Source organism: Rhodococcus sp. A14 (assembly GCF_011603105.1).
GTDB lineage: Bacteria > Actinomycetota > Actinomycetes > Mycobacteriales > Mycobacteriaceae > Rhodococcus_F > Rhodococcus_F opacus.
The window spans coordinates 23,633-32,153 of record NZ_JAAOQS010000101.1; the positions used below are offsets into that span (position 1 = coordinate 23,633).

Here is an 8,521-nt window from a genome sequence, read left to right on the forward strand (position 1 = left end):
GGCATGAGCCGCAAGTCAGCAGTGGTCATCGGGCACGGAATGGTCGGACATCGATTCGTCGAGGCGTTGCGTGCGCGCGACGAGTCGGACGACTGGTCGGTGACGGTGCTCTGCGAGGAGCCCCTCCCCGCGTACGACCGGGTGGGACTGTCCTCCTATGTGGGGGCGTGGGACCCCAAGGAGCTTGCGCTCGCGGGTAACGACTACCCGGACGACGCTCTCGTCGATCTCCGGATCGGCCGCCGGGCCGCGACCATCGATCGGGAGTCCCGCAAGGTCACCACCGATTCGGGTGAGGTCGTCGCGTACGACGCTCTCGTGATGGCCACCGGTTCGTACCCGTTCGTGCCGCCGATCCCCGGGCACGACCGGCCGGAGTGCTTCGTCTACCGCACGCTCGACGACCTCGACGGCATCCGGAAGCGTGCCGACGCGGCCGGACCCGGCGCCGTCGGTGTCGTCGTCGGCGGTGGCCTGCTCGGACTCGAGGCCGCGAACGCCCTCAAGTTGATGGGCATGACACCGCACGTCGTCGAGTTCGCGCCCCGGCTGATGCCGCTGCAGGTGGACGAGGGCGGCGGAGCGCTGCTCGCCAACCTGGTCACCGACCTGGGTCTCACCGTCCACACGGGTGTCGGCACCGCGGGCATCACCGAGGGTCCGGACGGGATCAGCGTCGAACTGTCCGACGGTTCGGTGATCGAGGCCGCGCTGCTGGTGTTCTCCGCGGGTGTGCGGCCGCAGGACCAGCTGGCCCGCGACGCCGGACTCGAGGTCGGCGAGCGGGGCGGGATCATCACGGACCTCGGCTGCCGCACGTCGGACGAGAACATCTACGCGGTCGGCGAGTGCGCCGCGGTGGAGGGACGGTGCTACGGCCTCGTCGCTCCCGGTTACACCACCGCGGAGATCGTCGCGGACCGGTTGCTGGGCGGAGCGGCGGAGTTCCCGGGCGCGGACCTGTCCACCAAGCTCAAGCTGATGGGTGTGGACGTCGCCAGCTTCGGCGACGCGCACGCTCAGACGCCCGGAGCCCTGGAGGTGGTCCTGAGCGACGCCGCCAAGGGCACCTACGCCAAGCTGGTCGTGTCCGACGACGCGAAGACGCTGCTCGGCGGCATCCTCGTCGGCGACGCCTCCGCGTATGCGTCGCTGCGCCCGCTCGTCGGACGTGAGCTGCCGGGCGATCCGGCCTCGCTGATCTCGCCGGCGGGGGAGAAGCCCGGCGCCGGGTCCCTGCCCGACGACGCCGAGGTGTGCTCCTGCAACGGCGTCACCAAGGGTTCGATCTGCGGGGCCATCGCCGACGGTGCCTGCGACATCGCGCAAGTCAAGAGCTGCACCAACGCGGGAACGACGTGCGGCGGCTGCCTGCCGACCATCAAGCAGCTCCTCGCGTCGTCCGGCGTGGTGATGTCCAAGGCGCTGTGCGAGCACTTCGAGCAGTCCCGCGCCGAGCTGTTCGAGATCGTGCAGGCCACCGACACGCGCACGTTCTCCGCGCTGATCTCGAAGTACGGGAAGGGTTCGGGCTGCGACATCTGCAAGCCCGTCGTCGCATCAATCCTCGCGTCCACCGACTCGGACCACATCCTGCACCGCAACCAGGCGGGTCTGCAGGACACGAACGACCACTTCCTGGCCAACATCCAGAAGAACGGCACCTACTCCGTGGTGCCGCGGATGCCCGGCGGCGAATGCACCCCCGAACAGCTCATCGTCATCGGCGAGGTGGCCCGCGACTTCGGCCTCTACACGAAGGTCACCGGCGGTCAGCGCATCGACCTGTTCGGCGCCCGCGTCGAGCAGCTGCCCGCGATCTGGAAGCGTCTCGTCGACGCGGGCATGGAGTCCGGTCAGGCCTACGGCAAGTCGCTGCGCACCGTGAAGAGCTGTGTCGGATCCACCTGGTGCCGATACGGCGTGCAGGACTCCGTCGGTATGGCGGTCGACCTGGAGAACCGGTACCGCGGCCTGCGGTCCCCGCACAAGATCAAGTTCGGTGTCTCGGGCTGCGCCCGCGAATGCGCCGAGGCGCGCGGCAAGGACGTCGGCGTCATCGCCACCGAAAACGGCTGGAACCTGTACGTCGGCGGCAACGGCGGCCAGTCTCCGAAGCACGCCCAGTTGCTCGCCGGTGGGCTCGACGACGAGACCCTGGTCCGGTACATCGACCGGTACCTCATGTTCTACATCCGCACCGCGGATCGTCTCCAGCGCACCGCGCCGTGGGTCGATTCCCTCGAAGGCGGGCTCGACCACCTCAAGGCCGTGGTGTGCGAGGACAGTCTGGGCATCGCCGCCGATCTGGAGGCTGCCATGGCCAAGCACGTTCTGGGATACAAGGACGAGTGGGCGGGCGTGCTCGAGGACCCGGAGAAGCTGTCGCGGTTCGTGTCGTTCGTCAACGCGCCCGAGGAGGCCGATCCGACCGTCTCGTTCGACGACACGGGCGTCCGGAAGGTCCCGGTGTTGATGGGAATGCCGAAATTCGCAGCTTCTACATCGGAGTAATCCCCGCTTAACGCTGCGGAAACACCGACCCCGAACGATGTATCCAAGCACGGATACACACCAGCCCGAAGGAGGACTGTGATGACCGTCGTCGACATGAACGTGCACAGTGCCAGTGGAACCAGGCGTGAAAGCGTCCAGTCAGGCCGTCTCGAATGGACGTCCGCGTGCCCGCTCAGCCAGCTGATTCCCGGTCTCGGGGTGGCGGTGCTGCTGCGGGGCGGGGAGCAGGTGGCACTGTTTCTCCTCGAGGACGGATCACTGCGCGCCGTGGGCAACATCGACCCGTTCGGGCGCGCGGCCGTGATGTCCCGCGGCCTCGTGGGTGACCGGGCCGGCGAGCCCACCGTGGCGTCGCCGCTGCTCAAGCAGGTGTTCTCGCTGGTCGACGGACGCTGCCTCGACGACGAGTCGGTGCGGCTGCCCGTGTACGACGTGCGGGTGTGGGCCGGCGTCGTCCAGGTTCACAGCACGAACGCGTGAACGACGACACGCCGCTGTGCGGGTTCACGATCGGAATCACGGCGTCCCGGCGTGCGGAAGAGTTCGCCACGCTGCTGACGCGGCGCGGTGCCACCGTGGTGCACGCCCCGGCCATCCGCATCATCCCGCTGGCCGACGACACGGAACTCGAGCGCGTCACGCGCCAGATCATCGACAACCCGCCGGAGATCGTCGTCGCGACGACGGGGATCGGCTTCCGCGGCTGGATGGAGGCCGCGGACGGCTGGGGCGAAGCGGAGGAGCTGGGCCGGGCACTGGCCGCGAGCCGCCTGCTGGCCCGCGGACCCAAGGCGAAGGGCGCGATCCGGGCCGCGGACCTGCGGGAAGAGTGGTCACCCGCCTCGGAGTCGTCGGCGGAGGTGCTTGATCACCTGCTCGGTGAGGGCGTCGAAGGCAAGCGCATCGCGGTCCAGTTGCACGGTGCCACCACGGAATGGGAGCCGGTCGCGGACTTCTGCGAGGTGCTCCGCTGTGCGGGCGCCGACGTGATCGCCGTCCCGGTATACCGGTGGACGCCGCTCGAGGACCAGGCCCCGATGGACCGGATGATCGAACTGATCGCCTCCGGCGGGCTCGACGCGGTCAGCTTCACCAGCGCACCGGCGGTGGCCTCGCTGCTGACCCGCGCCAAGGAGACCGGAATGATCGAGATGGTGCTGCACTCGTTCCGGCACCGAGTTCTCGCGGCCTGCGTGGGACCGGTGACCGCGGGACCGCTGCGCGAACTCGAGGTGCCGACGACGATGCCGGCGCGCTCGCGGCTGGGGGCACTCGCCCGGCACATCGCCGACGAGCTGCCCAGGCGGGCGAACAAGATCCAGACCGCCGGGCACGAATTGAGCATCCGGGGCGGCTGCGTGGTCGTCGACGGCGAGGTGCGGCAGTTGCCCCCCGCTGCGATGTCGCTGATGCGTACGCTCGGCGCCCGGCCCGGCCGGGTCGTCCCCCGGGACGAACTGCTGGCGGCACTGCCCGGTGGCGGTGGCGACACCCACGCCGTCGAGACGGCGGTGGCCAGGCTGCGGGCGTCCCTGGGTGCACCGAAAGCCGTCCAGACGGTGGTCAAGCGGGGATACCGCCTCGCTCTCGACCCCGTCGACTGCGTCGATTCACGTGAGGAGGGACAGCAATGAACGAGACAGCACTGGTACTGGTGGCACACGGCACGCGGAGTCCCCGGGGCGTGGAGATGATCGCCGCGCTCGCCGACGCCGTCGCCGAGCAGGTCGGACCCACCCGGGTCTCCTTCGTGGACGTTCTCGGGCCGTCGCCGGCCGAGGTGCTCCGCGACATCACCGGGCCCGCCGTCGTGGTCCCGGCGTTCCTTGCGTCGGGCTACCACGTCCACACCGATGTTCCGCGGGAAGTCGCGGACAGCGGTCACCCCTCGGTGGCCGTGACCCGGGCGCTGGGACCGGACCCCGTTCTCGCCGAGGTCCTGCTGCGGCGCCTCGTCGACGCGGGCTGGCGGCCCGGCGACGCGGTCGTGCTCGCCGCGGCCGGCTCGTCCGACCCGCGGGCCCTGCGCGACGTCCGGCGCGCCGCGGCGCTGTTGTCGGAACTCGTGGCGTCGCGGGTCCGGATCGGCTACGTGGCGACGGCGCAGCCGCGCGTCCCCGACGTGGTGGTCGGATTGCGTGCGGACGGCGAGAAGCGCGTGTTCGTCGCGTCGTATCTCCTGGCCCACGGACTGTTCCACGCGCGTCTCGCTGATGCCGGTGCGGACGGAGTGGCCGAGCCGCTCGGTGTCGATCCGGCCATCGTCGGCCTCGTGGCGGAGCGCTACCGCAGCGGAATTCCGGCCGCACAGCGCACCCTGTCGTTCCAGCGCTGACCCGTCAGCGCGGGAGCGGCACCAGCTCTGCCAGATCCCCGTCGGCCGCGCCCGCCGGGACCAGCGCCAGCGCTTCGCGGTCGATGAGGCCTGCGAGATGCGCGGTCCGGACTCCGGGGTCGACGCGCCACGTGCCGTCCGGTTGCGGGACGGCGGGCAGGATCCGGGTGGCGTCGCCACTGACCTCGGACGCATTCGCGATACGCGCCAGCTGACGCGGTGCCGGAGTGCGACCCGTGAGTGCGGCCGCGATGGACGGAACCGTGGTCAGGAGCGTCGCGACCGCGGCGTACGGGTTTCCGGGCAGCCCGAGCACCACCCGTCCGTCCGGCAAAAGGGCGGTCACCTGCGAACCGCCGGGGCGGCACCGCACCCTCCCCACCACGATCCGGGCCTCCGCCCGGTCGAGCGCCGCACGCAACTGGTCGGCCGCGCCGCCGCCGGTCGCCCCGACGATCACGATCAGGTCGGGCCGGCGGACTTCCCGGAACAGTTCGTCGAAGCTGTCGGACGTGTCCCGTAGGTGGGTGTCCGCGACCGTCCGGATGCCGCACCACAAGAGGAACTGGGGGAGAACGGGTCCCAGAGCGTCCCGCGTCTGCCCTCGTCGCAGCGGACCTTCCCGCCGGATCTCGTCTCCCGTCACCACCACGTGCGCGCGGACGGGGCCGCGGACCCCCGCGGTGGTCACCTCCGCGCTCGCGGCGGCGGAGACGAGTGCGGGCGTGACGGCCGTGCCCTCCACGGCGAGCCGGTACCCCTCGTGCCAGTCCTCGCCGCGTCGTCGCGCGTCGTCGCGCACGGGGGCGTCCTGGCTGCGGGACAGTCGCGGTCCCTCGGAAGTGTCTGTCGCCACGGCGAATTCGTCCCGCACGACGGCGGTGGCGCCGCTGGGGAGGTGCGCACCCGTTGCGATCCGGGCCGCCTCGCCCTCCGCCAGCTCGAGTTCCTCGGAGCTTCCCGCGTACCGGATGTCACCGCGCAGCAGCCACGGACCGTCGCCCGCGACGGCGTATCCGTCCATGGCGGAGACGGCGATGCGCGGCAGAGCCTCGGCGGCGAGCAGCGGCTCGGCGAGGGTGGCGCCGAGCGACGTGCCGAGCGCCGCGGACCGCGGTGGGAGCGGGGGGACCGCGGTCAGGATCGCGTCCCTGGCCTCGGCGATCGTGACCGGCGCCGCCGCGGCCCTGCTCCGGGCCCGCTCGACGTCCGCCGGTGTGTCGCAGTCGGTGACCCCGCGGAAGAGGACCGTGTCGAACGTGTCCGGAACGAGCGCCTTCATGGGCTGATTGACCGCCGACCCGAGCGAGCGCACGCGCTCGGTCAACGCACCGACGCGCCACGCGGACAACAGGAACTGCAGGCGGCCCGACTCGTCGACCGCGAACACGGTGTCGGCGTCCTGCACGGCGGCGGCGAGGGCCTCCACCATCGCGGGTTCCGCGAACGGCAGGTCCGACGCGAGCAGTATCACCCGGTCTCCCGGTTCGGCGTCGAGGACCGCCAGTCCGGCGGCCACCCCCGCGACCGGCCCGGCGCCCGGTGGCGTCTCCTGCGTCTGGAGCACCGTCGAATCGAGGTCGGCGCGCCGTGGTCCCACGACCACGATGCGTTCACAGTCGTCGACGGCGTCGAGCGCGGTGTCGAGCATCCGGCGTCCGCCGACCACCACGGCCGGCTTGTCGACGCCGCCCATCCGAGTGGCTCGTCCACCGGCGAGGACGATCGCGTGAACGGGTGCGGCAGAGTTCATTCCCTCATGCTGCCGCACATCCTCAGTCGCTGTGCAGGTGGCTGCGCGGGGGTCCGGCGAGCCCGGACCGTCCGCCGTGCGCCGTGCTGACGCAGAGCCAGGCCACCGACGCCAGGCTGAGGGTCAAGAGGATTCCAATTACCAGCATGTATCGATTGTCGGTGCAAAGTGGACCGCGATTTCCAGTCCTCTGTGGGAAAGTGGCCTGTATGAGTGTGGAACCAGTCCGAACCGTCTCGGCAGCCGAGTTGGCGGTGCTGCTCGGTGCGGCGCCCACTGGCGGGCAACCGCTGTACCGCGGGCTCGCCGACGCCCTCCGCGAGAAGGTCGCCGACGGATCGATGGCCGTGGGAGTCCGGCTGCCCGCCGAACGGGCCCTTGCGGAGGAACTCCGGCTCAGCCGGGTGACCGTCAGTGCCGCGTATCGGGAACTGCGCGAGGCCGGTTGGGCGTCGGCGCGACACGGATCGGGCACATTCGTGGCGATGCCGTCGGGTCCGCCGGCGTGGGGGAGCATGGTGGGTGCGCCGGTGGACGGTGTCGTCGACCTCGTCAACGCCGCGCCGGCCGCCGCCCCCGAACTCAGGGAGGCCTATCTGGACGCCGTCGACGAGCTGCCCCGTTTCATGCCCCAGCACGGATACCACCCCGGCGGGCTGGCGACGCTCCGCGCGGCGATAGCAGGCCATTACACGAGCCGGGGTCGCCCGACCACCGCGGACCAGATCCTCGTCACCGGCGGCGCGGGCGATGCCACCGAAGTGGTGTTCGAGGCTCTGGTCGAGGCGGGCGACCGGGTCCTGGTCGAACATCCGACCTATCCCGGCGCGGTCGAGTCCGTGCAGGCCGCCGGCGGCAGGCCTGTTCCGGTGCCGATCGATGCGACCGACCCGGACGCGTTCGTGGCCGAGGCGGACCGGGCTGCGCGGCAGAGCGCCCCGACGGTGGCGTACCTGATGCCGGACTTCTCCAATCCGTCGGGAGCCAGGGCGACTCCCGACGGCAGGCGGCGGCTGGCCGCGACCCTGGCCCGCCACGGCGTGGTGACCGTCGTCGACGAGGTGGCGGCGGAACTCGTGCTGGACGGCTCGGACGACCTCGAGCCGTTCGGCGTCCCGGTCCCGGAATCGGCGACCGTGGCGATCGGCAGCCTCAGCAAGACCGTGTGGGGAGGTATCCGCATCGGCTGGGTGCGCGCCGAGGCCGCCCGCACCGCGCAGATGGCCAAGATCATGGCGCGCAGGCAATTGTCGGTCTCGGTGCTGGATCAGCTTGCTTCCGTGCGCTTGTTCGCCTGGCACGACCGTCTGGTCGCGCAGCGCCGCCGTGACCTCCTGGTGCAGCGGGACGCGCTCGCGGCGGCCGTCGACGAGCAGTTGCCCGGGTGGGACTACGTGCTGCCCGCCGGGGGTCTGTCCCTGTGGTGCACGCTCCCCGGCGGAACGAGTTCGACGGAACTCGGCGCTGCAGCACGGTCGAGGGGCTTGCTGCTGGCTCCCGGGCCCCGATTCGGCACCGGCCATCTTTTCGACGACCACCAGCGGTTACCCTTCACGCGGCCGGTGTCCGAGCTGACTGCGGCCGTGAATATCCTTGCCACCCTGGTCGTGTCCGGCGACGCCTCGATGTCCGCGACGCCGACGCTCGTCGTGTGACGTGCGGGTGTTCGACGGCGAAAGTACCTGTGAATCGAAGTATCGGTCAGAGACCACTTCGGTACCGGGAAAGCGGCTGATCTTTATCGACGCTCTGGCATAGTGATGCCGTCGACCCGCTCGCTGAATTGTGGGGTATGTCATGGGTTCGTTGTTCCGCAGATCCTTCGGCACCGCTGTACTCGGCTCGGTCCTCGCGCTGACTGCCGCCCTCGTGGGCGCAGGTACCTCCGCGGCACAACCACCATTGCTGCTGTCGCT

Annotated in this window: 7 protein-coding genes; 5 read left to right on the forward strand and 2 right to left on the reverse strand. The window is 70.8% G+C overall.

Annotated features, from left to right (window positions below):
- Positions 1 to 3: 3 nt before the first annotated feature.
- The 4 genes from nirB (at position 4) to G9373_RS35590 (ending at position 4,852) form a co-directional block, all read left to right on the forward strand.
- Complete coding sequence (nirB, locus tag G9373_RS35575; RefSeq protein ID WP_005574157.1) at positions 4 to 2,514, forward strand: nitrite reductase large subunit NirB; 2,511 nt, start codon at positions 4 to 6, stop codon at positions 2,512 to 2,514.
- Positions 2,515 to 2,595: 81 nt separating this feature from the next.
- Positions 2,596 to 2,997: a nitrite reductase small subunit NirD gene (gene nirD / locus G9373_RS35580; protein ID WP_005574158.1), complete on the forward strand. Its 402-nt coding sequence runs from the start codon at positions 2,596 to 2,598 to the stop codon at positions 2,995 to 2,997.
- On the forward strand, positions 2,994 to 4,151 hold the full coding sequence (locus tag G9373_RS35585; RefSeq protein ID WP_054247393.1) for a uroporphyrinogen-III synthase: 1,158 nt from the start codon (positions 2,994 to 2,996) through the stop codon (positions 4,149 to 4,151). Before nirD ends, G9373_RS35585 begins: the two co-directional genes overlap by 4 nt.
- Entirely contained in the window at positions 4,148 to 4,852 is a 705-nt protein-coding gene (locus G9373_RS35590; protein ID WP_064080765.1) for a sirohydrochlorin chelatase, read from the forward strand. Before G9373_RS35585 ends, G9373_RS35590 begins: the two co-directional genes overlap by 4 nt.
- Positions 4,853 to 4,856: 4 nt before the next feature.
- Here G9373_RS35590 and G9373_RS35595 read toward each other — a convergent pair whose 3' ends face one another.
- Both G9373_RS35595 and G9373_RS47875 read right to left on the reverse strand, forming a co-directional pair.
- Positions 4,857 to 6,605 (reverse strand): NTP transferase domain-containing protein, encoded by a 1,749-nt coding sequence (locus G9373_RS35595; protein ID WP_005564812.1) that lies wholly within the window; start codon positions 6,603 to 6,605, stop codon positions 4,857 to 4,859.
- A 22-nt stretch (positions 6,606 to 6,627) separates the two neighbouring features.
- On the reverse strand, positions 6,628 to 6,753 hold the full coding sequence (locus G9373_RS47875) for a hypothetical protein (protein ID WP_257226324.1): 126 nt from the start codon (positions 6,751 to 6,753) through the stop codon (positions 6,628 to 6,630).
- Positions 6,754 to 6,814: 61 nt separating this feature from the next.
- Between G9373_RS47875 and G9373_RS35600 the strand changes: the two genes are divergently transcribed.
- On the forward strand, positions 6,815 to 8,260 hold the full coding sequence (locus tag G9373_RS35600) for a PLP-dependent aminotransferase family protein (protein WP_167119610.1): 1,446 nt from the start codon (positions 6,815 to 6,817) through the stop codon (positions 8,258 to 8,260).
- Positions 8,261 to 8,521 lie beyond the last annotated feature (261 nt).